The sequence below is a fragment of the Rhodococcus sp. 077-4 genome (assembly GCF_047782425.1).
In the GTDB taxonomy this organism is placed as follows: domain Bacteria; phylum Actinomycetota; class Actinomycetes; order Mycobacteriales; family Mycobacteriaceae; genus Rhodococcoides.
In genome coordinates this window covers 101363-125035 of the sequence record NZ_JAJPWC010000005.1, presented here as the reverse complement: position 1 = coordinate 125035, position 23673 = coordinate 101363, and the positions used below count along the sequence as shown (strand labels likewise).

The following is a 23673-nucleotide window of genomic DNA, read 5'->3' as shown; positions in this document are numbered from 1 at the left end:
CACCGTCCTTCACCGCCCGCGTAGTCCCATAGGCTCGACACCGTGAACATCGATGTGCAGACACTGCGCTGGTACGCGGCGGTGGCGCAGCAACTGCATTTCGCTCGCGCTGCTCAGTCGCTGGGAATCTCGCGAATTCGCTTGAGCAAGACCGTCGTGGAACTCGAGGAGCAGCTCGGCGTCGACCTGTTCGTGCCGGGTGCTTCTCCCACCGAGCTGACGGCGGACGGCCGCGATCTGCTCGAGCGGGCGCTGGTGGAGATCGCCGAGGACGATCACCTCTCGGAACTCGCCGATGTTGCCGCGGCGGAGCCGACGACCTTCACCATCGGGTTCGCCGAGGGTGTGACGCTGTCGAAGTGGACGCGCATCTGGGCGGATCGGTTCCCCGACGTCACGCTCTCTGTAGTGGCCACAACGCCGGAGACGCAGGTGGCGGCTTTGCGCGACGGAACGGTCGATGTCAGCTTCGTTCGTCCGCCGATCGATCGCGAGGGTCTCAATGCCATCGGCCTCTATCAGGAAGTTCAGGTGGTGGTGGTCCCCAAGGACCATGCCGTTGCAGCATTCGATTCGGTGACGGCGACCGATCTCGCCGATGAGCATCTCCTGGCCGATCCGGCAACGGTGCCCGAATGGGCCGCTGTGGCAACGGAACTCGTGGACGGCACTCGTCCGGGATTGCCGCCGATGAATTCTGTTTCCGAGACGTTCGAGTACGTGGCGGCCGGGCTCGGTGTGGCGATAGTGCCGCATTCGGTTGCCCGTTTCAACGCCCGCAAGGATCTCGTCTACCGTCCGGTGACCGACATCGAGCAGTCGCAGATCGCACTGGCGTGGGTAGCCGAACGCGAGGACGACCGCATCGAGGAGTTCATCGGGATCGTCCGCGGCCGATCGACCCGCAGCTCACGGGGACCCTCGGACGAGGCACCGGTCAAGAAGAAGAAGGCGCGCCCCTCCAAGCCTGCCCGTCCGGTTGCGAAGACGAAGACGAACGCGCGACGGAGCGGCAAACGGCGCTAGGGGGGCTGCGCCCCCGTGCGCGTTTTGCGTGTGCAGAGGTACGCAAAACGCTCACGACGGGCGAAGCCGCAATCGGTCGATGTCGCGCCGATCACGCTTGGTCGGCCTACCGGCCCCCCGATCACGCCTGGGTACCGAGGCCAGCACTTCCTTCGGCGGCGGCGGCGGACTGCGATCGATCATGCAGTCGGGAACCACTGCTGCGCCGACGCGTTTTGTGATCGCTCGAACCACCACCACGATCTTCTCCACACCGTCGACCCGGAGCCGGATTTCGTCGTCCGGGCCGATACGTTGGCCGGGCTTGGCAGGAGTGCCGTTGACGCGAACGTGTCCGCCGCGGCAGGCAGCAGCCGCGGCAGATCGCGTCTTGAACAATCGCACCGCCCAGATCCAGCTGTCGAGGCGGGCACTCTGCAATTCCATCTTCGAACGAATTCCTCACATTGCGAGGCTCGACTACATGTCCAGGCCGAGATCGAGCACTGTCACCGAGTGTGTCAGACCGCCCACCGCGAGGTAGTCGACCCCCGTGCGCGCGTAATCCCGTGCCACGTCGACGGTCAGGCCACCCGAGGATTCCAGCTTCGTCTGCGGCGCGAACTTGTCGCGACGCTGCACTGCCATCTGTGTCTGCCACAGCGCGAAGTTGTCCAGCAGAACCAATTCGACGTTCTCGGCGAGCACCTGGTCGAGTTGCTCGAGGCTGTCGACCTCTACTTCGCACGCGATGTCGGGAGCCGCAGCGCGCACCGCTCTCAGTGCGGCGACGACCGAACCGGCTGCTGCTACGTGATTGTCCTTGATGAGCGCGGCGTCGCCCAGCCCCATCCGATGATTGACACCGCCGGCGGCGCGCACGGCGTACTTCTGCAGTGAACGCAGACCGGGCAACGTCTTTCGGCTGTCCCGGATCTTGCACTCGGTCTCTGACACCTCGGCAACCCAGCCGGCGGTTGCGGTGGCAATCCCCGAGAGGTGGCAGACGATGTTGAGCATCGTGCGCTCGGCCGTGAGCAGCCCCCGCGTCGGGGCTTTCACTGTCAGAACAGCTTGTCCGGGTTCGACATTCGACCCGTCCGCGATCCGATGCACGATGGAGTAGTTGCCGGCTCCGATGACCTCGTCGAGAACGACGAGGCCGACGTCGATCCCGGCGATCGTCCCGAACTGCCGCGACACCACCGACGCAGTCGCGACGGCATCGGTGGGGACAGTTGCCACAGTGGTGATGTCGGGTCCGTACCGCAGGTCCTCGTCGAGCGCGGTACGGATCAGTGCGAGTACCTCGCCGCGATCCACACCCGGGTTCACCTGGTTCGGTGTATCGGTCATGTCAGCGTGCTCCCGTCATCACGTCGTCGTTCACGATCGCCAGCCGGCCGTCTCGATCTCGCTCGATGTACAGGCTTCGGCGTTGCGCCGGTGCGCTTTCCGGATAGTCGCGTCGGGTATGACACCCTCTGCTCTCGCGGCGCTCGGACGCGGCCAGCACGATCACCTCTGCCGCAGCAGTCAACGCGGCGTCCTCGACAGCGTGCGCATCCACGGGCGGTTCCGAGACGACGCCGTGCGCCAGAAGACGCTGCGCCGCAGCAAGACCCGCCGCATCGCGAACGACGCCGACCTCGGCTGTCATGGTTCTTTGCAGCACCGTGCGGTCTGTGCGGCGATACGTAGGCAGCGCGGTGTCCGAGATCGGTACGTTCCTGCCGACCCGTTCGGCGGCCACGAGGGCCGCCCGCTCACCGACCACGAGGCCCTCGAGCAAACTGTTCGACGCCAACCTGTTTGCGCCGTGCAGGCCGGTGCGCGCCACTTCGCCTGCTGCGAGCAAACCCGGAACCGAGGTGCGTCCTGCCGTATCGGTCACCACTCCTCCGCACGAATAGTGCGCCGCGGGTGCCACCGGAATCAGGTCCGTTGCGGGATCGATCCCTGCATCGAGGCACGAGGCGGTCACGGTCGGGAACCGTTCGTGGACGCGCGCGACTGCGCGGGCGTCCAACAGCACGTGGTCGTCACCGCTCGCGTGCAGCAGTTCGGCGATGGCCCGCGACACCACATCGCGTGGGGCGAGGTCACCGAGTGGGTGCACGGCCGCCATGAACGCGCGGCCGGTGACATCGACCAGACGCGCGCCTTCGCCGCGCACCGCCTCGCTGATCAACGGTCGACGGCCCGTGGAACCGGCGGCGAACAGCACCGTCGGGTGGAACTGAACGAATTCCAGGTCGGCGATCCCGGCACCGGCGTCGAGGGCAAGGGCGATGCCGTCGGCCGTCGCGCCCGCCGGGTTGGTGCTGCACGAGAACAGCTGTCCCAGTCCACCTGTCGCGAGCAGCACCGTCGAGCAATGGACGACGCCGACGCCGCGGGGCCCGCGTACGAGAAGACCGACCACCTCGCCGTCGGTCGTCAACATCCGAAGCGCCGTGGTGTCGAACTCCACCCTGGGCCCAGCGGCGTCCAACGTGCGCTGCACCTCTGCGCCGGTGGCGTCGCCGCCGGCGTGGATGATGCGACGCACACTGTGGCCACCCTCTCGGGTGCGCGCGACGGCGCCGTCCGCTCCGAGGTCGAACTCCGCACCCACAGCTTCGAGCGAGGTAATCGCTGCCCGGCCACCCGAGACGATGGAACGCACCGCGTCCTCGTCGCACAATCCGGCACCGGCAACGCAGGTGTCGGCCACATGCGATTCGACCGAATCCTCGAGTTCCGGCCCGACGACCGCGATCCCGCCCTGCGCGTATTGCGTGGCGGTGTCGGTGGAAGTGCCCTTGCTGACGGTCAGCACCCGCAGGCCGCGAGCGACTGCGGTACGAGCCGCGGTGAGTCCGGCAATGCCGCCGCCGACGACGACGAGATCAGCCGCGGTTTCCCACGCGACCGATGGATTCACTCGCCGCCGCCAGGGGTGCCGATCTCGATCATCCGCTGCACCGACTTGCTGGCGATGTTCGCGGTCTCGAGGTCCACGTGTACTTCGTCGCGTCCCTCGACGAGGCAGCGCAGCAGAGCCGCGGGGGTGATCATCTTCATGTAGCCGCAGGACGCACGGTCGTTGACGGCCAGGAAGTCGACATCGGGTGCTGCCATGCGCAGTTGGTGGAGCATGCCGATCTCGGTGGCGACGAGAACCTGCTTGGACGCGGTGGTGCGGGCAGCGTCGAGCATGCCGCCGGTGGAGAGAATCTTGACCTTGTCCGCGGGTACGAAACCCTCGCCGGCGAGGTACAGAGCCGAAGTGGCGCAACCACATTCGGGGTGCACGTACAGCTCTGCATCGGGGTGGGTGCGAGACTTCTCCGCCAGCTCGTCACCGTTGATGCCGGCGTGCACGTGGCATTCGCCGGCCCAGATGTGCAAGTTCTCGCGCTTCGTCACACGCTTGACGTGTGCACCGAGAAATTGATCCGGCAGGAAGAGAATGTCGCGGCTCGGGTCGATGGACTGCACGACCTCGACGGCGTTGGACGACGTGCAGCAGATATCGGTCAGCGCTTTGATCTCGGCGGTGGTGTTGACGTACGAGACGACGACGGCGTCGGGGAAATCTGACTTCCATTCGCGGAGCTGGTCTGCGGTGATGGAATCTGCGAGCGAGCAGCCGGCGCGCTGGTCCGGAATGAGCACCGTTTTCTGCGGGCTGAGGATCTTCGCGGTCTCGGCCATGAAGTGGACGCCGCAGAACACGATGGTGTCCTCGGAGACCTCGGCGGCGATGCGCGAAAGCGCGAGCGAGTCGCCGACGTGATCGGCGACGTCCTGAATCGCAGGCAGTTGGTAATTGTGCGCGAGCAGTGTTGCTCCGCGCAGATCGGCAAGCCGTCGAACCTCGGCGGCCCATTCCGGAGATGCTTCGACTCCCCCGTAACCACCGGCTCCGTCGACGATGTCGCGAACTCCGGAAAATGCCGAGTCCAGGATGTTCACCCGGGTAGCGCTACTGGTCATGACGCTTCTCCTTCACCGATCATCCGGTCGTCGGTGACCGAATTTCCTCCGTGGGAGTTTTCGACCTATGATCGAAAACATGATTCATCGTAGCACCGTCCACGAAGTGCTCATTGCGGTGTTCCAAGTTCGAGCCTTCTCCGACCCCGACACACCGGAGCTGGCAGTGCTGCTGTGGCAGCGCGCTCTCGATCCCGAGGCCGGCACCTGGTCGCTGCCCGGCGGCACCCTGCGCGACGACGAGAACCTCGCCACGTCTGCTCGCCGACAGCTCGCCGAGAAGGTCGACGTGCGCTCGGTTGCCCACCTCGAGCAGCTGTCCATCTTCAGCGAACCCGACCGCGTGCCGGGAGATCGGCGGATCGCATCGACCTTCCTCGGCCTGGTACCGATCTCGGCCGAACCGACTCTCCCCGCGGACACGACGTGGCACCCGGTCTCGGCGCTGCCTCCCATGTCGTTCGATCACGGGACCGTCGTAGCCCACGCGCGACACCGATTGGTCGCGAAACTCTCGTACACCAACATCGGGTTTGCTCTTGCGCCGGTCGATTTCGCGATCTCGGCGCTGCGCGAGATCTACGGTGCTGCCCTCGGTTATCAGGTGGATGCCACCAACCTGCAACGCGTGCTGAGTCGACGTGGCGTCATCGAGCCCACCGGACGGCGCGCGCCGTCGGGCAAGGCCGGTGGCAGACCGCCGGCTCTGTTTCGCTTCGCCGACAACAGCATTCGAGTCACCGACGAGTTCGCCGCATTGCGCCCGCCCCAGGCGTGAGTCGGGCCGTGATCAGTCGGCCCGATTCGAGTCGAACGACGGCGGCGGGAAGAACTCGTCATCGAGGTCGTCCGGATCGGGATCGGTGTGTTGCAAGTTGTCGTTGGGATTCATCGCCGCCAACAACAGGACGACCAGCGACGCCGTCAGCGCTTGCACGATCAACGCCAACGGCGTCTCGATACTCGGCGCGACAGTGACGATGGAGCCGACAGCGGGGTCGGTGGCCTTCGGAAACCGAAGTGCAGCAATCCCGTTACCCACCAGAAGGGCAGCGATCGACCCGACGAGTGCACCGACGAAGACGGCACCGAACAGTCGTGGACCCCGCTCCGACCTCCACAGCCACCACCCGATCGGGACAACGACGCCGAGGGCGAGCGATACGAACGAGAACAGCGCGAGGCCGTCGAAGCGGTGCAGGCTTTCCCCGGTCAACGCCGCCCCGCGGTCCGGTGCCACCACAAGTAATTGCTGCGCCGGTGCGAGAAATCCCCACAGCAGCCCGCCCATGGCAGACACCGCAACCGATATTCCGACGACCGCCACCAGGACACGACCGGTGCTGCTTCGCGGCGGGCTTTCGAGGCTTTCGGACATGGCCACTCAGCGCCTACCCGTCGCGGCCGAGTCGATCGGACCGTGACGCGAGCACAGCGACGTCCACCCGTCGGGCACGATCTGTACGACCATGCGGCGACCGCACTCGGCGCAGTACCGGGGCGGCTCCAACCCGAGACGGACGGCGACCGACAACGACTTCGAACCCGGCTCGGCTCCGGTGTCGGCAGGACGGCCGGTGTACGGGTCGTAGTGGGTCTCGCTCGTCATTCGACCCACCCTAATACGCCCATCAGATAGTCGAGTTCAACGCTTTGATCGGCATCTGGAGTTCGCCGAGAAGATCGAGATCCTGCTCTGCCGGACGACCGAGCGTGGTCAGGTAGTTACCGACGATCACGGCATTGATACCGCCGAGAATCCCCTGCTTGGCTCCCAGATCGCCGAGGGTGATCTCGCGGCCACCGGCGAATCTCAGAATCGTGCGGGGCAGAGCGAGACGGAACGCGGCGACGGCGCGCAATGCATCGGACGCCGGCAGTACCTCGAGATCTCCGAACGGGGTGCCCGGTCTGGGGTTCAGGAAGTTCAAGGGAACCTCGTCGGGTTCGAGGGCGGTGAGATCGGCCGCAAACTCGGCCCGTTGCTCGAGCGTCTCCCCCATGCCGAGAATTCCGCCGCAGCACACTTCCATGCCCGCCTCGCGCACCATCTTCAGGGTGTTCCACCGTTCCTCCCAGGTATGGGTGGTCACCACGTTCGGAAAGTACGATCGCGAGGTCTCGAGATTGTGGTTGTAGCGATGCACGCCCATCGCCGCGAGCTGATCGACCTGATCCTGGTCGAGCATGCCCAACGAGCACGCGATATCGATCTCGACTTCGTTCCGAATGGCCTCGATTCCCGCAGCGACCTGCGCGAGCAGCCGAGCGTCGGGTCCGCGTACTGCGGCGACGATGCAGAACTCCGTCGCTCCGGTCTTCGCGGTTTGCTTCGCAGCCTCGACCAGCGAGGGGATGTCGAGCCACGCGGCGCGCACCGGGGAAGCGAAAAGCCCCGATTGCGAACAGAAGTGGCAGTCCTCGGGACACCCGCCGGTTTTCAGGCTGACGATTCCCTCCACCTCTACCTCGGGCCCGCACCACTTCATCCGCACCTCGTGTGCCAACGACATCGCCTCTTCGAGGCGGTCGTCGCCGAGCTCGAGAACCTCGAGAACCTGAGATCGATCGAGTGCGATGCCGTCGCCGAGCACCTGTGCCCGAGCCGTAGCCAAAATGTCCATACCGGTCCCCTCGTAGTCGAACAGCGCCATCATTGAACACCGTTCAAGTTGAACGGCGTTCACGTTATGCATCGCGCTCGGCTACTGTCAAAGCGAAAGCCGCGTCGAACGACTTGGGGGAAGCAGTGCAGCTACGCAGGCAGGACGTCCTGGACGGCGCAATCGCCATTCTCGACGAGTACGGCCTGGCCGACCTGACCATGCGACGTCTGGCGACCTCGTTGCACGTGCAGCCCGGAGCGCTCTACTGGCACTTCCCCAACAAGCAAACGCTGCTCGGCGCCATTGCCGACCACATACTCGCCGGTGCCGACGCCCCGTCCACCGAAGAAACCTGGGATGCGCAGATCGGACAGATTGCGCACCGACTGCGAGACGCCCTGCTCTCCCGACGAGACGGGGCCGAATTGGTCGCCGCGACGTACGCGTCGAGATCGACAACCAACCACATTCGCGAACGCATCGCCGCCGTGTGCATCCGAGCCGGACTGCCACGTCGCGAGGCGGAACTGACGGCAGATACCTTGCTGTACTACATCCTCGGCCAGACCGTGGACGAGCAGGCGAGACTCCAGATGGACTCCGCCGGAGCGCTGGCCCCCGAGGCGTCGCCGCTGTTCGAGAGTCCCGACCCGACGAGCCGCTTCGATTTCGGACTGAAGCTGTTCCTCGACGGAGTACGGCACACGGCGGCGGACCGAATTCGCCGCTAGCAGGGCCGAAGGATCAGGACTCGGCGAACACGATGCGTTCGCGTCCGTTGTCCAGTGTCATGGTGCCGTCGTCTCGGGACCAGGACGGCATCGACGTCAGGAACGCCGACAGCCACTGTTCCTGATCCATCAACGCCTGCGGGCAGCCCATCCGCGTCGAACCGAGGGAATCGATGGAAATTCGGCCCTGTGAGGTGTCCACCGTGCCGAACAACCTGTTGCACCCGGCCTCAGCCGAGATTCGATCGTCGACGAATTCGAGCCTGATCACCGTTCCGTCGACCGGCGCGAAAGAGTCGGGAGCATCGATCGACGAGTACGTCTTGTCGGCCGGAAATTCGCCGTAGGAGTCGGCACACCCGCAGGCCAACACGCTCGCGCCGAACGCGAGCGCCACCAACGCGCGGCGCGCGTCAGCCACCGAAGATCGGCCCCAGACCGGCCGCACCGGCATTCCCGCGGGACGCGAACGGATTGTCGTGGACCATGTACGTCCAGGTCGACGTCGGTCTGCGCAGTCCCGCTTCGTCCAGATCGATACCGCCGGAGGTGATCTCGGCCGTTTCGAATGTCGCGTGCGAGAGATCCATTGCCTTCGACGACACCGTCCTGAACGCTTCGACGGCGATTCGGTGATACTCGTCCAGGGGATTCTCGCGTCCCAGCGCACGCAGGTGGATGCTCTCGCGCACATCTGCGAGATGCGCAAGGTAATCCGACCACGAACGGTCCAGATGATAGAGAACGATCTGGCGGGCGACGTCGATCAGCGTGTCCTCCGAGACCGTCTCGCGAAGTTCCTTCGAGCGTTCGGGCGCATGCGCTTCGAGCAGAGTCAGTGCCTCGTCGGAGTCGAGCAACGTAGCTCGACGACGATCGAGAATGTCGCGATGCTGGGCCGTCAACTGGTTGTATCGCCATGTGCGCGAATGAATTTCCAACATCTGCCCCTCGGCGATGCGTTGCGCGTGATCGACGCGCTCGGCCGCTGCCGAGGAGGTGAACATTCCACTGTCGTCGATCCCCTTCGGCGCGTCCTTACCGCCGATGTTGTTCTTGACGACGTCGTCCTCCCAGCTGCCGAAGAACAGCGAACGGCCCGGATCACCCTGCCGACCCGCACGTCCTCGCAGCTGGTTGTCCAGTCGCTCGGTGGTATGACGACCCGTCCCGAGGACGAACAACCCACCGAGCTCGGCGATACGTTCGCGATCGGACCCGTCCGGGCCGCCGAGCTTGATATCGGTTCCCCGACCGGCTATCTGCGTCGACACCGTCACCGCGCCGTGAACTCCCGCAGCAGCGATGACCGCCGCTTCCTCGGCGTCGTTCTTGGCGTTGAGTACCACCACGTCCACTCCTGCCGCAGCGAGCGCCTCTGCGAGCGACTCGGACTCGGCGACGTCGTGCGTTCCGATGAGGACGGGCTGACCGGTCTCGTGAATGTTCTTCACCTGCACTGCAATTGCTGCGTTCTTGTGTTCGATCGTGTCGTACACCCGGTCGACTTCGTCGACACGCACAGTAGGCACATTGGGCTCGATGACCGAAACTCCGAGATCGTAGAAGGTGCGCAGTTGCTCCCCCGCAGCCATCGCGGTGCCGGTCATGCCGCACACCGTCGCGTACCGATTGATCAACGCCTGCACTGTGATCGTGTCCAGAATTTCACCGGTCTCGGTGGGCGCAAGCCCCTCCTTGATCTCGACCGCCGCCTGCAAACCATCCGGCCAGCGCTGCAATTCGGCCACCCGGCCACGGGAGGCATTGATCAGCTGAACTCGGCCGTCGCGCACGATGTAGTCGACATCGCGCTGCACCAGAACGTGGGCGTGCAGAGCCACGTTGACCGCCACCAGCGTGGTCCCGACGTGCGCCTCGGAGTACAGGTCGATTCCCCCGAGTTCCTTCTCGATGCGCAGCGCGCCCTCGTCGGTGAGGAACACGTTTCTGCCCTCGGCATCGGTGTCGTAATGAACACCCCTGTCCAGCAACCGGACTGCGTCCATCACTGTCGACGTCGAGACGTCGCCCGACACCGAACCCGCCAACACCAACGGCACGAGAGCCTCGTCCACCAGCACGGAATCGGCTTCATCGATCAGAGCAACATCCGGGACGGGTGAGACCAGATCGTCTCGGTTGTTCACCAGATGATCACGCAGAACGTCGAACCCGATCTCGTTGACCGAGGCATACGTGATGTCACAGGCGTAAGCGGTGCGACGCTCCTGCGCCGACGACGCCTCGGCGATGGAACCGACAGTGATGCCCAGCGCCTCGTACAGCGGCTTCATCCACTGCGCATCGCGTTGCGCGAGAAAGTCGTTGACGGAGATGACGTGAACCGAACGTCCGGTCAACACGTATCCGACGGCAGCGATGGCACCGGCCAACGTCTTGCCCTCGCCCGTGGCCATTTCCACCACGTCGCCTGCGAGGAGTCGGACAGCGCCGTGCAGCTGTACATCGAAGGGCCGCATGTCCAACACACGATCGCTCGCCTCACGCGTCAACGCGAGGTATTGCGCGACATCGAGCTGAGCGGCTTTCTCCACACGCAGCCCCGTCGCCTCGGTTGCCAACTGGCGCTCACTCAGAGCCGAAGCCCACTCCGCGTGCCCCTGGGCTCGCTCGACCTGCTGACGCGAGGTGCTCTGCGCCTTCTGCGCGGAACGGCCGAGTACACGCCAGAATCGATCGGAGCCCAAAGCCATCTGTGATCCCTACCTGAGAAAGAAGAAACGTTCGTCCCCACAGTACCGAGTGCGGCTCCGCCCAGCTCCAACCCCGAAACCTGGACAAACCGAGCAGTACGCATTACCGTCTTCCACTAATCAACTAGTGAAAGGGTTCTGGTGATCGCATACCGCATCGATCGTCAGTCCGGCATCCCCACCTATGTCCAACTGATACTGCAGACCAAACAGGCACTGCGCCTCGGATCGCTGACTGTCGGCGACAAGCTGCCGACAGCGAAGGACGTGGTCACGGCGCTGGCCATCAACCCGAACACCGTGCTCAAGGCCTACCGCGAACTCGAACGAGAAGGCCTGGTCGAACCACGGACCGGGTCGGGAACCTTCGTGGTCGCATCGCTGGCGAAACCCGGCATGGCCGAAAGATCGGCACTCGAAGCAGAACTCGCCCGCTGGATTCGCCACTGCCGTGCAGCAGGACTGGACAGACCGGATCTCGAGGCCATCCTCACCGCAGCACTCGACGCGCACTTCGACCGACCGGAAAGAGACGAATCATGACCGACGCGGTTCTCACCATGGACGAGGTGGTCAAGTCGTTCCGCCGCAAGACCGTACTGGACCGATGCTCGTTCGCCATCGAAAGAGGAAGCGTCACTGCGCTGGTCGGGTCCAACGGTGCCGGCAAGTCGACTCTGATGTCGCTGGCTGTCGGGCTGCTCTCGCCGGACGGCGGAACCATCCGGGTACTGGGTGAAGCAGTGGGCAACGGCGGCATTTCACCCGGCCTGTCCTACCTGGCGCAGCACAAACCCCTGTACCCGCACTTCACCGTCGCCGACATGCTCCACTTCGGCCGAAACACCAACGCGCACTGGGACGACGCCTACGCCACGGAGCTGGTCGACGCCGCCGGAATTTCGGCCTCCACGCGCGTCAAGTCACTCTCCCCCGGCCATCGCACCCGTGTTGCCCTCGCCCTCGCCCTGGGAAGACGACCGGAAGTGCTTCTGCTCGACGAGCCTCTCGCCGACCTCGATCCGGTCGCTCGACGCGCCGTCGCCCGAACACTGATGCGCGACGCAGCCGAGAACGGCACAACAATCATCCTGTCGTCACACGTGCTGTCCGAACTCGTCGACGTCGCCGATCGGTTACTCCTGTTGCGCGACGGAAGAATTCGACTCGACGGTGAACTCGATGCCATAACCTCCGAGCACTACCTCCTCGTCGGTGGCACCGATGCCGAACCCACCGTCGACGACGGCGTGATCGTATCCGAGGTATCAGGTTCCGGTGCAACAGTATTCGTTGTTCACGGCACCAGACCGGATACTGCCGGACCGGGCTGGACCGTAGAAGACGCCACCCTCGACGACGTCGTACTCGCTCACCTCGGTGCGGAGGTGGCGGCATGATCTGGGTGACGTGGAGACAATTCCGCGCAACGATCCTGTTCGGGGTACTGACCCCACTGCTGTTGGCGGTCATCACATTTGTCATCACACTGATCGACGGAGGTGTGGTGCCGACAACGTACTTGCAGGGCTGTCTATCGTTCGAAGCAACAGAATGCCTGGCGGAGACCACACAGACAGTAGCCATCCTTCTGACGATCGTGCTACCGGTCGTACTCGGTGCCTTCGTCGGCGTGACCGTGTTCTCCCGCGACCTCGAACGCCGAACTCACGTACTCGGACTGACTCAATCGGTGAGCAGACGGCGGTGGTACGGCGTGCGCGTGCTCGTCGTGTTCGTTCCGACGATGCTCTCCGTGGCAGTGCTCGGATGCGTACTCTACGCGGCGAAATACGGCACCGCCCCAGACGAATTCACGATGTCGTTCTCCGGCGCGGGCGAATCCCGCTTGGACTTCCCCACCTTCGGCGCAACCGGATTCGTGGCAGGTGCCTACACGGCCGTGGGCCTGATGCTCGGCGCAGCATGCGCGCTGGCCATGCGGAACACGATCGCCGCAATGATCACGACCGTCGTCGTGTCCACTGCGCTTCTGGCGCTGCTGCCGACGCAGATTCGCGAGCACTACGCGACACCTCAGGTCGAACGACTGTCGCTGGAACAGAAGGCCAACGAGATGTACGGAGGGACACCGGACTTCTACCAACCCCTGGACTCGATAGAAATCTATTCGCGCTGGACCGTCTCGTCGGACTATGTCGACGGGAACGGTGGTGCCGTGGCAATCGATCTGCAGAAGTGCACCTGGCCGAACGACTACCGAGACATGAGCGAGTTCGAGACGGTCGCCGAGTACGAGCAGTACTCCGACCGCCGCAGCGCGGACAACTCCCGAATTCTGCTCGAATGCATCCGAGGTCAGGGCGCCGAAGCCTTCGAGACGAAGTACCACGAGGATCGGCTGTTCTGGCGGTTCCAGGCGATCGAGACGGCATTGTCTTTGGTGGTTGCTGCGCTGTTCGGTGGGATTTCGCTTGTCCTGGTGCGGAGATTGCGACCGTGATCGCCTACATCGGGGACACAGACTCCGGTTTCCGGTTGTGCACCAACGTAATCAGGAAGGCGGGAAGGCCGTTGACGAGCACCATGATCGCGCAAACGAAGGCGCCGGTCACCCACGGGTTCGACATCCACAGCTGGTTCGCAACAGCTATCGCACCGAAAAAAGCGGACAGCCACGCCACGAACTCGATTCGGCGGACGCGCCTGCTCTTGTCCCATGTGTGACGCTGCGACCCTGACGGCATTCGACGTCCGCTGTAGTCGACCGCGGCCCACCAGGCGCCGAGGGACGAACAGGCCAATGCCAGTGCGATGAGCGAGTAACCCCACATCGGTTGGGCCTCCTTTGCTCTCGGTCGTGGGCCCTCACCGTAACTCCGAATCGATGTCCAGAAGTCACAGTTGCGCAACCAGTGCGGGCAGTCCCACCGCGGCAGTGGTGCGCCATCGGTGATCGGCCATATCCGAGACCTCGGTGTCGACCGGGTTGATCTCGACGACCGTCGCGCCGGCGCTGCGCGCGATGGCAGGCAGTCCGGCGAAGGGGTAGACGACACCTGACGTGCCGACGACGAGCACGAGGTCGGCATTGCGTACTGCATTCTCGGCCGCTGCCCAGGCGTCCTCGGGAAGTGATTCGCCGAACCACACTGCACCGGGCCGGATCAGCCCGCCGCACAGCGGGCACTCCGGCGGCGGGACCCGCTGATCAGCCTCGGCCGGCACATCGCCGGTGTCGTCGAAAGCAGCACGTGTCCCACAGTCGCTGCAGTACGGCTCGAACAAACTGCCGTGCACGTGCGAGAGCACTCTGGCCCCGGCTCGCTCGTGCAGGTCGTCGACATTCTGCGTGGCGATGTCGACATGCGCCTGCTTCTGCCACCGCGCCAGTGCCACGTGACCGGCATTGGGCTCGGAGCGCCGAACCAACTCGGCTCGCCACCGATACCATCCCCACACCAGATCGCTGTCGGCCGACCAGCCCTCGGGGCTGGCGAGGTCCTGGGGGTCGAAGTCCTTCCACAACCCGGTCCGGGCGTCGCGAAATGTTGCTATCCCCGATTCGGCGGACATGCCCGCTCCAGTCAGGACCGCAATGCGCGAAGCCTCTCGTGCAGCGATCGCAAGCGGAGTCGGTACGACGACGGGCGGCTGATCCTCGGGAGCGGTCACACCGCTATTGTGCCGAGGTCTGTCGCCGGTCGCGCTACCGTGGTCGCATGAGCATCGACACCACTGCGCGTACCCGACGACGCTGGCCTCTGTTGTCGGCGGCGTGCGCCGCTGTGGTCGTAGTCGTGGCCGTCGGAGTTCTCTGGCTGGCACCGAGCCGTTACTTTCCCTGGGATACCGAGGCCTTCCCCGAGGTGAACACCAGCGAGTTGACCACCGACCAGGCCCGGGTGGTCGAACTCCTGCGAACCGAGCACGAGCAGCAGCGGCCGGGAACGTTCTACGCCGAGGGCATCGAGGAAGCGTGGTGCGCCGATTTCGTCAGCTGGATCATGAAGGAAGCGGACATGCCGCTCTCGAACCCCAACTCCGGTTCGTGGCGCATACCCGGCGTCTACACGCTGCAGGAGTACTACCAGGAGCAGGGCCGATTCGAGGCCGTCGGCGATTACACCCCGTCGGTGGGCGATGTGGTGCTGTACGACAACACCAGTTGGATCGGCCAACACACCAACGTGATCGTCGCGGTCGACGGCGACGAGGCCGTCACCGTCGGCGGTAACGAAGCAGGCAAGATCCGGGTGCACACGCTGGACTACCGATCCGATTCGGGCGTCGTAGGATTCGGCCGCCTGCAGAGCTGACAGCTTCTACGTCGGGCACGAGTCGTCGCCGTACGAACGCGCGCCGCCGTCTCGTTTGGCCCGATACAGCAACATATCCGCGCGGTCGAAGCAGTCGTCGACGGTTTCGCCCACACGCAACGTCGTGTATCCGGCAGAAAAGGTCTGGGCATCGGGGACGACCGCGGCCAACTCGGCCAGCACAGCGGACATGGTCGTCGAACCCACACCGGGCATCACGAGAGCGAACTCCTCGCCGCCCCACCTGGCCATCGAGGCTCGGCCACCGAGCAGGTCCATGGCGGCAGCGGAGAACCGGACCAACAGCTGGTCTCCTCGGCCGTGCCCGTACTTGTCGTTGTACGACTTGAACCGATCGAAGTCGACCATCGCAAGAGCCAGTGCGACATCGGCACCTCGCGGTGTTGTCAGCTGATGCAACCGATCTCGCCATCCACGCCGGTTGAGCAGACCGGTGAGGGCATCGGTCCGAGCGGCCTCGCGTAGGTCGTCCTCGACGCGCCGCCGATCGGTGGTGTCGTGCACGACGGCCATGGTCCACCGCGCTCCCCCTGGCCCCGGAACCTCACTGGCCGAAACCCAACCCCACCGGACCGTACCGTCAGGATGGAGGTAACGCTTTTCGAGGTGGACCGACTCTCCACGCTCCTTGGCGTCGTCCATGATCTGTTCCATGGCGGCGTGCTGAGCCAGATCGTCGGGATGAGTGAACTCGCGAGAGGACCGGCCCGCCAGAAGATGGCGTGGACAACCGACAATGGCCGCGTACGCCTCGTTCGCGAGAACGAGCAATCCGTTCTCGTCGGCGAGGGCCAATGCGACCGTGCTGGCCTCGAACATGTCCCGATACCAACGATCGGTGTCGACCATCTTCAGCCAGGTCACTTCCTCGAACAGTGCGAGCCACGTCGAATCGCACGTCGACACCGAGGATACGCGGTGCCTCGCAGCAGGCCGCTCCGAAGCCCCGGCCGCCGGTCTTGACCTTGACGTAGCGTCAAGGTTCACACTGGACGCATGAGAATCGGATCCCTGGCCGACGCCGCCGGAACGACACCTCGAACAGTGCGCCACTATCACCGTCTCGGCCTACTCGGTGAGCCACGCCGCCTGGCCAACGGCTATCGCGAATACACGATCGACGACGTGGTGCGACTGATGAGAATCCGCTGGCTGGCCGACTGCGGGATGCCCCTGGGAGCTGTTGCGGCCGCCCTCGACGGGTCCGCCGGCGACGAAAGCGACGTGGTGGCCGATCTACGGGCACTACTGACCGGAATCGAATCGGAGCAGAAGACCCTGGCGCACAAACATACTCGGCTCTCCGCCTTGCTCGACGACGCCGTCGCGCATCGTCCGCTGTCGGCCTTACCGCACGACGCGGCGGACACACTGGCCGCATTGATCGATGCCGCCGACGAGACCGAACGGGAGGCCTTGCTCCGCGACCGTGATCTTCTCGAGGTGATGGCGATATCGGGCACCGTCCCCGCGTCGTTCTTCGAGACGATGACTGCGACGCTCACCGATACCGATGCTCGACAGAAGTACCTGGGCCTCCTGCGTGGATTCGGCGCACTCGAAGGCCGAAGCCTCCACGACGCCGAACACGACATCGATTTTCTCGCAACAGAATTGGCGTCGATGCTCGACGCGCTCTCCGTCGCGGAGACGGAAGCCGATTCGACTGCCGATGCGGCCGGCCCACTCGGCATCGACGACATCGTCCCCGACCCTGCACAACGCGCGGTCATCATTCGCGCCACGGCGTATCTGCACAGCCCCCACACTCGTCGATCAGGAGACTCACGATGACGGACGACACCCCGGTTCGGGTCGGCAGGTGGCACGCACTGCTGCTGTGGGCGCGGGGGCGGCATGCGCCGGTAGCCGCGGGCTCGACGGTGTTCCCAGCGGTACGCGGCACGCTCGGAATGCCGCTGATGTTCGGTGTCGCAACACTCGTCGAAATGGTCGTTCTGCATCTGCTGATTCCGGTGCCCTGGATCAGCGCGGCGATCGCAGCCATGTCCATAGCGTCCTTGGTGATGCTCGCCTCGTCCGTGGCCCGGGCTCGCGCGCACCCCCATGTTCTCTCACCGACGACACTCACCCTGCGCGCGTCCGGCACGGTTGTCGCGGCGGTGGACCGAGCGAACATCGTTTCTGCCCGTATTCACCGCCGCTATGGAGCCGTGTCCCCGTACCTCGACGGCGGACGTCTCGTTCTGCCGAATCAGGACGGCACCACCGTCGACATCGAGTTGTCCTGTGCAACAACAGTCGTCGTTCCCGCGCCCCTGCAGCGGTGGCGAATCGAAGGTTCCGCTCACTCGTTCGGTCTTCAGGTGGACGATCCTGCAGCACTGGTGGCGGCGCTCACCCGGCCCGCCCCCGAGGCCGGCTCCGGCGTGGCCCGTCGCAGCAGAGCGGTCGCGAACAACAGAACCACCAGGGCGAGCACCGTGATGCCGGATCCGGCCCAGATGGGCGAGGTGTAGCCGAGACCGGCCGAGATGGTGACTCCACCGAGCCACGCGCCCAACGCGTTTCCGAGATTGAACGCGGCGATGTTCGCCCCGGACGCCATCGTCGGAGCGTCGGGTGCATACGACATCACCCGCATCTGCAGTCCTGGAACGGTTGCGAATCCGAACGCACCCATGAGTACGAGAGATGCGATCGTTGCCGGGCGACTCTCCGCGGTGAGCGCGAAGAAGACCAGTACGACGGTCAGCGCACCGAGCAGAACAACGAGAGTGGCAGTGAGATTTCGGTCCGCAGCCTTGCCGCCGAGGTAGTTGCCGACGAACAGCCCGCCGCCGAAGAGAACGAGCAGCCACGGCACCGAACTCGATGCGAATCCGCTGACCTCGGTGAGCGTGAAGGCAATATAGGTGAACGCGCCGAACATGCCGCCGAAACCGAGCACCGTCACCACGATGGACAACCACACCTGCCCTGACCGGAACGCACGCAGTTCACGGCGCAGGTTGCTCGGTTCGCCGTCTCCCGTGTCTCGTGGAACGAGCGCTGCCACACCGATGAGTGCCACGACGCCGATCACCGTGATGGCCCAGAACGTCGAACGCCAACCGTAGTTCTGACCCAGGAATGTGCCGAACGGAACGCCGAGGACGTTGGCGGCGGTGAGGCCGGCGAACATCATGGCGATGGCGCCCGCCTTCTTGGCGGGCTCGACCAAGCTCGCCGCCACTACGGCACCGATGCCGAAGAAGGCCCCGTGGCACAGGGCTGCGACGACACGGCCGAGAAGCATCATCTCGTAACTACTCGACAGAGCGGACACCAGATTGCCTGCGATGAACAGGCACATCAGCGCCAGCAGAACGTTCTTACGAGGAAACCGAGTCACCGCGGCGGTGACGACCAGGGCCCCGACGACGACGGAGAGCGCATAGCCGGTGATGAGCCATCCGGCAGTGGCCTCGGACACCGCGAAGTCGGCCGCGACTTCGGGCAACAGACCCATGATGACGAATTCGGTCAATCCGATGCCGAATCCGCCGATTGCGAGGGCGAGCAAGCCGAGTGGCATGTCAGAGACTCCCGATAGTAGATGCGTACGCATTTATATAGCGATGGCGTGTAGTTGCACGCGCTCTTCAAATGCTTGCATACGCTTGCTATGTGCGCAAGCCGTCCATCCGGCCCCGGCCGCCGTCTCCTCCGAGCTGCTTCCATCGACGCACAACGGACTCCGAGGGGTACTTCACCTCCCGTACACGTAGTGTTTGCGTCCGGACCTGATTGCACACGAATCGGGCACCACCGACCGCGACCGCCGACCGAGTGGTCGATCGACAGCCGGAAGCCACATCTTTTCCATGCACGCACCCCAGAGCAGCGCCGACACCGAGGCGATCGCCCAGTCCCCGGCCGGTACCTCCGCTTTGTCGGGCATACAGCCGAGACCACCCCAACGACGGGACCTCGACGGCCTGCGTGGGATAGCCATCGCCCTCGTCGTCGTGTTCCACATCTGGATGGGTCGCGTCTCCGGTGGCGTCGACGTGTTTCTCACGCTGTCCGGCTTCTTCTTCACCGCTTCCCTGCTGCGATCTGCCGAGGCCGGCGCGAGCCTGAACCCACTCACCCGCATCACCCGGGTACTCCGCAGGCTCGGGCCGCCGCTGCTGATCACCTTGCTGGCCGTGTTTCTGGCATCGGTGTTCTGGCTCCCGCGCACCCGTTGGGCCGATCTGGGCGATCAACTGGTCGCCGGTGTCTTCTACTTCGTGAACTGGCAGCTGGCGACGACTGCGAACGACTATCTTGCAGCCGACCCCTCGGTGAGTCCTGTTCAGCACCTGTGGTCGGTAGCTGTGCAGTTCCAGTTCTATCTACTGGCCATTGCCATCGTGTTCGGGCTCGCGTGGGTCCGGCGCATCGCGCGACCCGAGGGACCGCGAAGTCTCACCCCGCGCACCTTCGCGGTGATCTTCCTGGTCATCGCGCTGTGCTCATTCGTGTACGCGGCGGACGGTGTTCGACGCCATCAGGCCTGGAACTACTACGACACCGGGGCCCGGCTGTGGGAGATCATGCTCGGAGCCGCAGTTGCCGCCCTGTTCGCCGCGCGCAGCGACACCTCCGTCGAGGGTTCGCCCCCGAGCACCCGAATGTGGTCGACAGCGCGCGGAGTCATGGCCGGTGTCGCAATCGTGGTCATCGTCGCGTGCGGCTTTCTGGTGGACGGCGTGACTGCATTTCCCGGTCCCCTGGCTCTGATTCCGGTACTGGCCACCCTCGCGCTGATTTTCGCGGGCTCCGAGACCGCAGTGGCGGCGACGCTCTCCAACCGGTTCTTCGCCTGGATCGGATCCATCGCCTTTCCGCTGTATCTATGGCACTGGCCGCTACTGATCTTCTACCTTTCGACGAACGGTCGGTCCAACGCCGATCTCCTCGGTGGTCTCGGCATCGTCGCGACCTCGGTCGTCCTGGCATGGCTCACCGTCCGGTTCATCGAGCGACCCTCACGATCGACTACGTTCACGCCGGGTCGCATTGCCGTGACCGTCTGTGCGGTGGTCGCCGCAGTCGCCGTCACTGCGGGTTCGATCGGATGGAACGTTCACATCGGCCGGTCGATCACCGCCGTACAGGCCGATGGATCGGTCGACGAGACGACCCATCCGGGGGCTCTCGAACTGACCGACGGTATTCGAGCGGACCCGGCGGATTCGATCCCACCTCTATACTCCGCCGCCGAGGACCTACCCGCCACCACCATCGAGGGTTGCATCGCGGACTTCGAGACTTCGGATGCACTCTCGTGCACATACGGCGACGTCGACGCCACCCGAACCATCGTGCTGGCCGGCAGCTCACACGCCGAGCACTGGGTCACGGCCCTCGACGCGCTGGGTCGCACGCACGGCTTCGCGGTGGTCACGTTCCTCAAGATGGGATGCCCGCTGAGCACGGACACGATGCCGATGCTCGGCCCCAACGAATACCCGGATTGCCTGGACTGGACTCGGACCGTCCTCGCCGACATCGCCGACATGCAGCCGGACTACGTGTTCACCACGGCAACCCGCCCTCGGGAGGACTCGCCCGGTGACTACACCCCCACCTGGTACGCGGCAGTCTGGCGGCAACTGGCCGCGGACGGCGTCGGAGTACTCGGCGTGCGAGACACTCCGTGGCTCGCGTATCGGGCCATCGACTGCCTCGCCGACGGCGGCACGGCAACCTCGTGCGGCATCCCCAGGAACGACGCGTTGGATCCGGTCAACCCGGCCCTTGCGTCCTCGTTCGCCCTGCGCGGTTTCTCCGCCCTCGACCTGTCCGATGCGGTGTGCGACGACACCGTCTGTCGCGCCGAACAGGGAAACGTCCTGATCTACCGCGACGAGCATCATCTGACCGCGACCTACGTGCGAACCCTGACCACCGAGCTCGGCCGACAGGTGGGATCGGCCACGGGCTGGTGGGCCGGACCGTGATCCGGTCGGTCCGGGGCCGGGGGCATGCGGCCCGCGCTCGGTAAGCCCGGGCCCACCCGTCACAGTAGGGTTGATCCATGCTGCACGAAGCCTCCGACGACACGCCTGCCATCGCAGTATGGCCGGGATCCGCTTATCCGCTCGGCGCGACCTACGACGGAGCAGGAACCAATTTCGCACTGTTTTCCGAGGTCGCGGAGGCGGTGGATCTGTGCCTGATCGCCGATGACGGAACCGAGACCCGCATCCGTTTCGAGGAGTCCGACGGTTACGTGTGGCATGCATATCTGCCCACGGTGGTTCCGGGTCAGCGCTACGGCTACCGCGTTCACGGTCCGTGGGATCCGGCTGCCGGGCATCGCTGCGACCCGAGCAAGCTGCTGGTCGATCCGTACGGGAAAGCGTTCGAGGGATCGTTCGACGGGGACCGCTCACTGTTCTCGTACAACATGGACACCGAATCGGTGGACACTCCGGCTCAGGAACCGGAGGTGGACGCGTCGGCGGACGAGGATCTGCTCGACGCCGAGGCCCCGTTCGAGGACGCATCCGATCTGGCCGATCCCGACGGCGAGATCGTCGAGGAAGCTCCCATCGCACACGACGACGTGCCGAACGACGACTTTCCACAACATGATTCGCTCGGACACACGATGACGACCGTCGTGATCAACCCGTTCTTCGACTGGCAGGCCGACCGCGCCCCCAAGCGGCCCTATCACGAAACAGTGATCTACGAGGCCCACGTCAAGGGCATGACGATCAACCATCCCGAGATTCCCGAGGCCGAGCGCGGCACCTACGCCGGCCTGGCGCATCCGGTGATCATCGATCATCTCAATCACCTGGGCGTCACGGCCATCGAACTGATGCCGGTGCACCAGTTCATGCAGGATCAGGTTCTGCTGGACAAGGGATTGCGAAACTACTGGGGCTACAACACCTTCGGTTTCCTGGCCCCGCACGCGGAGTATTCCTCCCATCAGTCCCCCGGTGCGGCCGTCACCGAATTCAAGGCCATGGTTCGGTCCTTCCACGCCGCCGGTATCGAGGTGATCCTCGACGTGGTCTACAACCACACCGCCGAGGGCAACCACATGGGCCCGACCATCAGCTTCCGTGGCATCGACAACGCCGCCTACTACCGACTCGTCGACGGCGACCTCGAGCACTACATGGATTACACCGGTACCGGCAACAGCCTCAACGCGCGCCACCCCCACACGCTGCAACTCATCATGGATTCACTGCGGTACTGGGTGACCGAAATGCACGTCGACGGGTTCCGGTTCGATCTCGCATCCACTCTGGCCCGCGAATTGCACGACGTCGATCGCCTGAGCGCGTTCTTCGATCTGGTCCAACAGGATCCGGTCGTCAGCCAGGTCAAGTTGATCGCCGAGCCCTGGGACGTCGGCGAGGGCGGTTACCAGGTGGGCAACTTCCCCGGCCTGTGGACGGAATGGAACGGCAAGTACCGCGATACCGTGCGCGATTACTGGCGCGGTGAGCCGGCCACTCTCGGCGAATTCGCGTCGAGGCTCACCGGATCCTCGGACCTGTACGAGGCCACCGGCCGTCGCCCCGGCGCCAGCATCAACTTCGTCATCGCGCACGACGGGTTCACGCTCAACGATCTGGTGTCGTACAACGACAAGCACAACGACGCCAACGGTGAGGACAACAACGACGGCGAGAGCCACAACCGCTCGTGGAACTGTGGCGTGGAGGGCCCGACGGACGACCCCGAGATCCTGGACCTGCGCGCGCGCCAGATCCGCAACATCATGGCGACGCTGCTGCTCAGCCAGGGCACGCCGATGATCGCCCACGGCGACGAGATGGCCCGCACCCAGCAGGGCAACAACAACGTCTACTGCCAGGACTCCGAACTGGCCTGGATGGACTGGTCGTTGGCCGAGAAGAACGCCGAACTGATCGAGTTCACCCGCAACGCCATCGCGCTGCGCGCCGATCACCCCGTGTTCCGTCGTCGACGATTCTTCGAGGGCCGACCCATTCGAACCGGCGAGCAGGCACGCGACATCGCCTGGCTCACCCCCGCGGGCGAGGAGATGACCCCCGAGGACTGGGACAGCGGGTTCGGCAAGTCGCTCACCGTGTTCCTCAACGGCGACGGAATCCCGGAGCCGAATCAGCGCGGCGAGCGCGTGGTGGACGACTCGTTCCTGCTGTGCTTCAACGCACATCACGAGACCATCGAGTTCGTGACCCCGGACGGGGGCTACGCCAAGGAGTGGACGGTGGCACTGAACACCGCCTCACGAACCGGGACAAGTGAGAAAACGATCGAAGCGGGTACACCGGTGGAAGTCACCGCTCGTTCCCTGCTCGTTCTACGAAAGACTGCCTGACAC

At 64.7% G+C, this 23673-nt stretch carries 23 protein-coding genes; 10 read left to right on the top strand and 13 right to left on the bottom strand.

Annotated elements, in window-relative coordinates; genetic code table 11:
* Positions 1-42: 42 nt before the first annotated feature.
* The gene (locus ACNEOT_RS22505; protein ID WP_415976826.1) at positions 43-1026 is read left to right on the top strand and encodes a LysR family transcriptional regulator; all 984 of its coding nucleotides are present in this window, start codon (positions 43-45) and stop codon (positions 1024-1026) included.
* Between the two features lie 51 nt (positions 1027-1077).
* Here the strand turns inward: ACNEOT_RS22505 and ACNEOT_RS22500 are convergent, their stop codons facing one another.
* From ACNEOT_RS22500 to nadA, 4 genes are read right to left on the bottom strand one after another with little or no spacing between them, the layout of a single operon-like run.
* A complete protein-coding gene (locus ACNEOT_RS22500; RefSeq protein WP_415976825.1) occupies positions 1078-1452 on the bottom strand; it encodes an RNA-binding S4 domain-containing protein in 375 nt (124 codons plus the stop codon).
* Between the two features lie 33 nt (positions 1453-1485).
* The gene (nadC, locus tag ACNEOT_RS22495; RefSeq protein ID WP_415976824.1) at positions 1486-2361 is read right to left on the bottom strand and encodes a carboxylating nicotinate-nucleotide diphosphorylase; all 876 of its coding nucleotides are present in this window, start codon (positions 2359-2361) and stop codon (positions 1486-1488) included.
* 1 nt (position 2362) lies between these two features.
* Complete coding sequence (locus ACNEOT_RS22490; RefSeq protein ID WP_415976823.1) at positions 2363-3931, bottom strand: L-aspartate oxidase; 1569 nt, start codon at positions 3929-3931, stop codon at positions 2363-2365.
* Positions 3928-4986 carry a quinolinate synthase NadA gene (gene nadA, locus ACNEOT_RS22485; RefSeq protein ID WP_415976822.1) on the bottom strand — a complete coding sequence of 353 codons (1059 nt, stop codon included), beginning with the start codon at positions 4984-4986 and terminating at the stop codon, positions 3928-3930. Before nadA ends, ACNEOT_RS22490 begins: the two co-directional genes overlap by 4 nt.
* Positions 4987-5065: 79 nt before the next feature.
* Between nadA and ACNEOT_RS22480 the strand changes: the two genes are divergently transcribed.
* Positions 5066-5764 carry an NUDIX hydrolase gene (locus ACNEOT_RS22480; RefSeq protein WP_415976821.1) on the top strand — a complete coding sequence of 233 codons (699 nt, stop codon included), beginning with the start codon at positions 5066-5068 and terminating at the stop codon, positions 5762-5764.
* A 12-nt stretch (positions 5765-5776) separates the two neighbouring features.
* Here the strand turns inward: ACNEOT_RS22480 and ACNEOT_RS22475 are convergent, their stop codons facing one another.
* Genes ACNEOT_RS22475 through bioB form a run of 3 tightly spaced genes read right to left on the bottom strand, consistent with a single transcriptional unit; the run spans position 5777 to position 7610 of the window.
* A complete protein-coding gene (locus ACNEOT_RS22475) occupies positions 5777-6364 on the bottom strand; it encodes a DUF2567 domain-containing protein (RefSeq protein WP_415976820.1) in 588 nt (195 codons plus the stop codon).
* A gap of 6 nt (positions 6365-6370) precedes the next feature.
* Entirely contained in the window at positions 6371-6595 is a 225-nt protein-coding gene (locus ACNEOT_RS22470) for a hypothetical protein (RefSeq protein ID WP_415976819.1), read from the bottom strand.
* A gap of 22 nt (positions 6596-6617) precedes the next feature.
* Positions 6618-7610, bottom strand: coding sequence for a biotin synthase BioB (gene bioB, locus ACNEOT_RS22465; RefSeq protein WP_415976907.1), 993 nt, complete (start codon positions 7608-7610; stop codon positions 6618-6620).
* A gap of 125 nt (positions 7611-7735) precedes the next feature.
* Between bioB and ACNEOT_RS22460 the strand changes: the two genes are divergently transcribed.
* Positions 7736-8323: a TetR/AcrR family transcriptional regulator C-terminal domain-containing protein gene (locus tag ACNEOT_RS22460; RefSeq protein WP_415976906.1), complete on the top strand. Its 588-nt coding sequence runs from the start codon at positions 7736-7738 to the stop codon at positions 8321-8323.
* A 13-nt stretch (positions 8324-8336) separates the two neighbouring features.
* Here ACNEOT_RS22460 and ACNEOT_RS22455 read toward each other — a convergent pair whose 3' ends face one another.
* Complete coding sequence (locus tag ACNEOT_RS22455; protein WP_415976818.1) at positions 8337-8744, bottom strand: META domain-containing protein; 408 nt, start codon at positions 8742-8744, stop codon at positions 8337-8339.
* Complete coding sequence (secA2, locus tag ACNEOT_RS22450; RefSeq protein WP_415976817.1) at positions 8737-11040, bottom strand: accessory Sec system translocase SecA2; 2304 nt, start codon at positions 11038-11040, stop codon at positions 8737-8739. The genes ACNEOT_RS22455 and secA2 overlap by 8 nt, the downstream gene beginning before the upstream one ends.
* A gap of 141 nt (positions 11041-11181) precedes the next feature.
* Between secA2 and ACNEOT_RS22445 the strand changes: the two genes are divergently transcribed.
* The 3 genes from ACNEOT_RS22445 to ACNEOT_RS22435 are packed head-to-tail and all read left to right on the top strand — an operon-like array spanning position 11182 to position 13504.
* Positions 11182-11583, top strand: coding sequence for a GntR family transcriptional regulator (locus tag ACNEOT_RS22445; RefSeq protein WP_415976816.1), 402 nt, complete (start codon positions 11182-11184; stop codon positions 11581-11583).
* Positions 11580-12440, top strand: a complete 861-nt coding sequence (locus tag ACNEOT_RS22440) for an ABC transporter ATP-binding protein (protein WP_415976815.1) — start codon at positions 11580-11582, stop codon at positions 12438-12440. Before ACNEOT_RS22445 ends, ACNEOT_RS22440 begins: the two co-directional genes overlap by 4 nt.
* On the top strand, positions 12437-13504 hold the full coding sequence (locus ACNEOT_RS22435; RefSeq protein WP_415976814.1) for an ABC transporter permease: 1068 nt from the start codon (positions 12437-12439) through the stop codon (positions 13502-13504). Before ACNEOT_RS22440 ends, ACNEOT_RS22435 begins: the two co-directional genes overlap by 4 nt.
* A 4-nt stretch (positions 13505-13508) precedes the next feature.
* Here the strand turns inward: ACNEOT_RS22435 and ACNEOT_RS22430 are convergent, their stop codons facing one another.
* Both ACNEOT_RS22430 and ACNEOT_RS22425 read right to left on the bottom strand, forming a co-directional pair.
* Positions 13509-13835 carry a hypothetical protein gene (locus ACNEOT_RS22430; protein WP_415976813.1) on the bottom strand — a complete coding sequence of 109 codons (327 nt, stop codon included), beginning with the start codon at positions 13833-13835 and terminating at the stop codon, positions 13509-13511.
* A 64-nt stretch (positions 13836-13899) separates the two neighbouring features.
* Positions 13900-14676, bottom strand: a complete 777-nt coding sequence (locus tag ACNEOT_RS22425) for an SIR2 family NAD-dependent protein deacylase (RefSeq protein ID WP_415976812.1) — start codon at positions 14674-14676, stop codon at positions 13900-13902.
* A gap of 47 nt (positions 14677-14723) precedes the next feature.
* On the opposite strand from ACNEOT_RS22425, the gene ACNEOT_RS22420 reads away from it, so the two are divergent.
* On the top strand, positions 14724-15320 hold the full coding sequence (locus tag ACNEOT_RS22420; protein ID WP_415976811.1) for a CHAP domain-containing protein: 597 nt from the start codon (positions 14724-14726) through the stop codon (positions 15318-15320).
* Between the two features lie 6 nt (positions 15321-15326).
* Here the strand turns inward: ACNEOT_RS22420 and ACNEOT_RS22415 are convergent, their stop codons facing one another.
* On the bottom strand, positions 15327-16205 hold the full coding sequence (locus ACNEOT_RS22415; RefSeq protein ID WP_415976810.1) for a diguanylate cyclase domain-containing protein: 879 nt from the start codon (positions 16203-16205) through the stop codon (positions 15327-15329).
* A 132-nt stretch (positions 16206-16337) separates the two neighbouring features.
* Between ACNEOT_RS22415 and ACNEOT_RS22410 the strand changes: the two genes are divergently transcribed.
* The gene (locus ACNEOT_RS22410; RefSeq protein WP_415976809.1) at positions 16338-17135 is read left to right on the top strand and encodes a MerR family transcriptional regulator; all 798 of its coding nucleotides are present in this window, start codon (positions 16338-16340) and stop codon (positions 17133-17135) included.
* A 529-nt stretch (positions 17136-17664) separates the two neighbouring features.
* Here the strand turns inward: ACNEOT_RS22410 and ACNEOT_RS22405 are convergent.
* Positions 17665-18879, bottom strand: coding sequence for an MFS transporter (locus ACNEOT_RS22405; protein ID WP_415976808.1), 1215 nt, complete (start codon positions 18877-18879; stop codon positions 17665-17667).
* A 289-nt stretch (positions 18880-19168) separates the two neighbouring features.
* On the opposite strand from ACNEOT_RS22405, the gene ACNEOT_RS22400 reads away from it, so the two are divergent.
* Together ACNEOT_RS22400 and glgX are read left to right on the top strand one after the other, a co-directional pair.
* Positions 19169-21295 carry an acyltransferase family protein gene (locus tag ACNEOT_RS22400; protein ID WP_415976807.1) on the top strand — a complete coding sequence of 709 codons (2127 nt, stop codon included), beginning with the start codon at positions 19169-19171 and terminating at the stop codon, positions 21293-21295.
* 77 nt (positions 21296-21372) lie between these two features.
* Positions 21373-23670 carry a glycogen debranching protein GlgX gene (gene glgX / locus ACNEOT_RS22395; protein ID WP_415976806.1) on the top strand — a complete coding sequence of 766 codons (2298 nt, stop codon included), beginning with the start codon at positions 21373-21375 and terminating at the stop codon, positions 23668-23670.
* Positions 23671-23673 lie beyond the last annotated feature (3 nt).

Bases quoted from the DNA above. Each gene is read 5' to 3' on its own strand.
- ACNEOT_RS22500 (WP_415976825.1), bottom strand. From the start codon at position 1,452: ATGGAATTGCAGAGTGCCCGCCTCGACAGCTGGATCTGGGCGGTGCGA.
- nadC (WP_415976824.1), bottom strand. From the start codon at position 2,361: ATGACCGATACACCGAACCAGGTGAACCCGGGTGTGGATCGCGGCGAG.
- nadA (WP_415976822.1), bottom strand. From the start codon at position 4,986: ATGACCAGTAGCGCTACCCGGGTGAACATCCTGGACTCGGCATTTTCC.
- ACNEOT_RS22480 (WP_415976821.1), top strand. From the start codon at position 5,066: ATGATTCATCGTAGCACCGTCCACGAAGTGCTCATTGCGGTGTTCCAA.
- ACNEOT_RS22475 (WP_415976820.1), bottom strand. From the start codon at position 6,364: ATGTCCGAAAGCCTCGAAAGCCCGCCGCGAAGCAGCACCGGTCGTGTC.
- ACNEOT_RS22470 (WP_415976819.1), bottom strand. From the start codon at position 6,595: ATGACGAGCGAGACCCACTACGACCCGTACACCGGCCGTCCTGCCGAC.
- bioB (WP_415976907.1), bottom strand. From the start codon at position 7,610: ATGGACATTTTGGCTACGGCTCGGGCACAGGTGCTCGGCGACGGCATC.
- secA2 (WP_415976817.1), bottom strand. From the start codon at position 11,040: ATGGCTTTGGGCTCCGATCGATTCTGGCGTGTACTCGGCCGTTCCGCG.
- ACNEOT_RS22440 (WP_415976815.1), top strand. From the start codon at position 11,580: ATGACCGACGCGGTTCTCACCATGGACGAGGTGGTCAAGTCGTTCCGC.
- ACNEOT_RS22435 (WP_415976814.1), top strand. From the start codon at position 12,437: ATGATCTGGGTGACGTGGAGACAATTCCGCGCAACGATCCTGTTCGGG.
- ACNEOT_RS22430 (WP_415976813.1), bottom strand. From the start codon at position 13,835: ATGTGGGGTTACTCGCTCATCGCACTGGCATTGGCCTGTTCGTCCCTC.
- ACNEOT_RS22420 (WP_415976811.1), top strand. From the start codon at position 14,724: ATGAGCATCGACACCACTGCGCGTACCCGACGACGCTGGCCTCTGTTG.
- ACNEOT_RS22410 (WP_415976809.1), top strand. From the start codon at position 16,338: ATGAGAATCGGATCCCTGGCCGACGCCGCCGGAACGACACCTCGAACA.
- ACNEOT_RS22405 (WP_415976808.1), bottom strand. From the start codon at position 18,879: ATGCCACTCGGCTTGCTCGCCCTCGCAATCGGCGGATTCGGCATCGGA.
- ACNEOT_RS22400 (WP_415976807.1), top strand. From the start codon at position 19,169: ATGCACGCACCCCAGAGCAGCGCCGACACCGAGGCGATCGCCCAGTCC.
- glgX (WP_415976806.1), top strand. From the start codon at position 21,373: ATGCTGCACGAAGCCTCCGACGACACGCCTGCCATCGCAGTATGGCCG.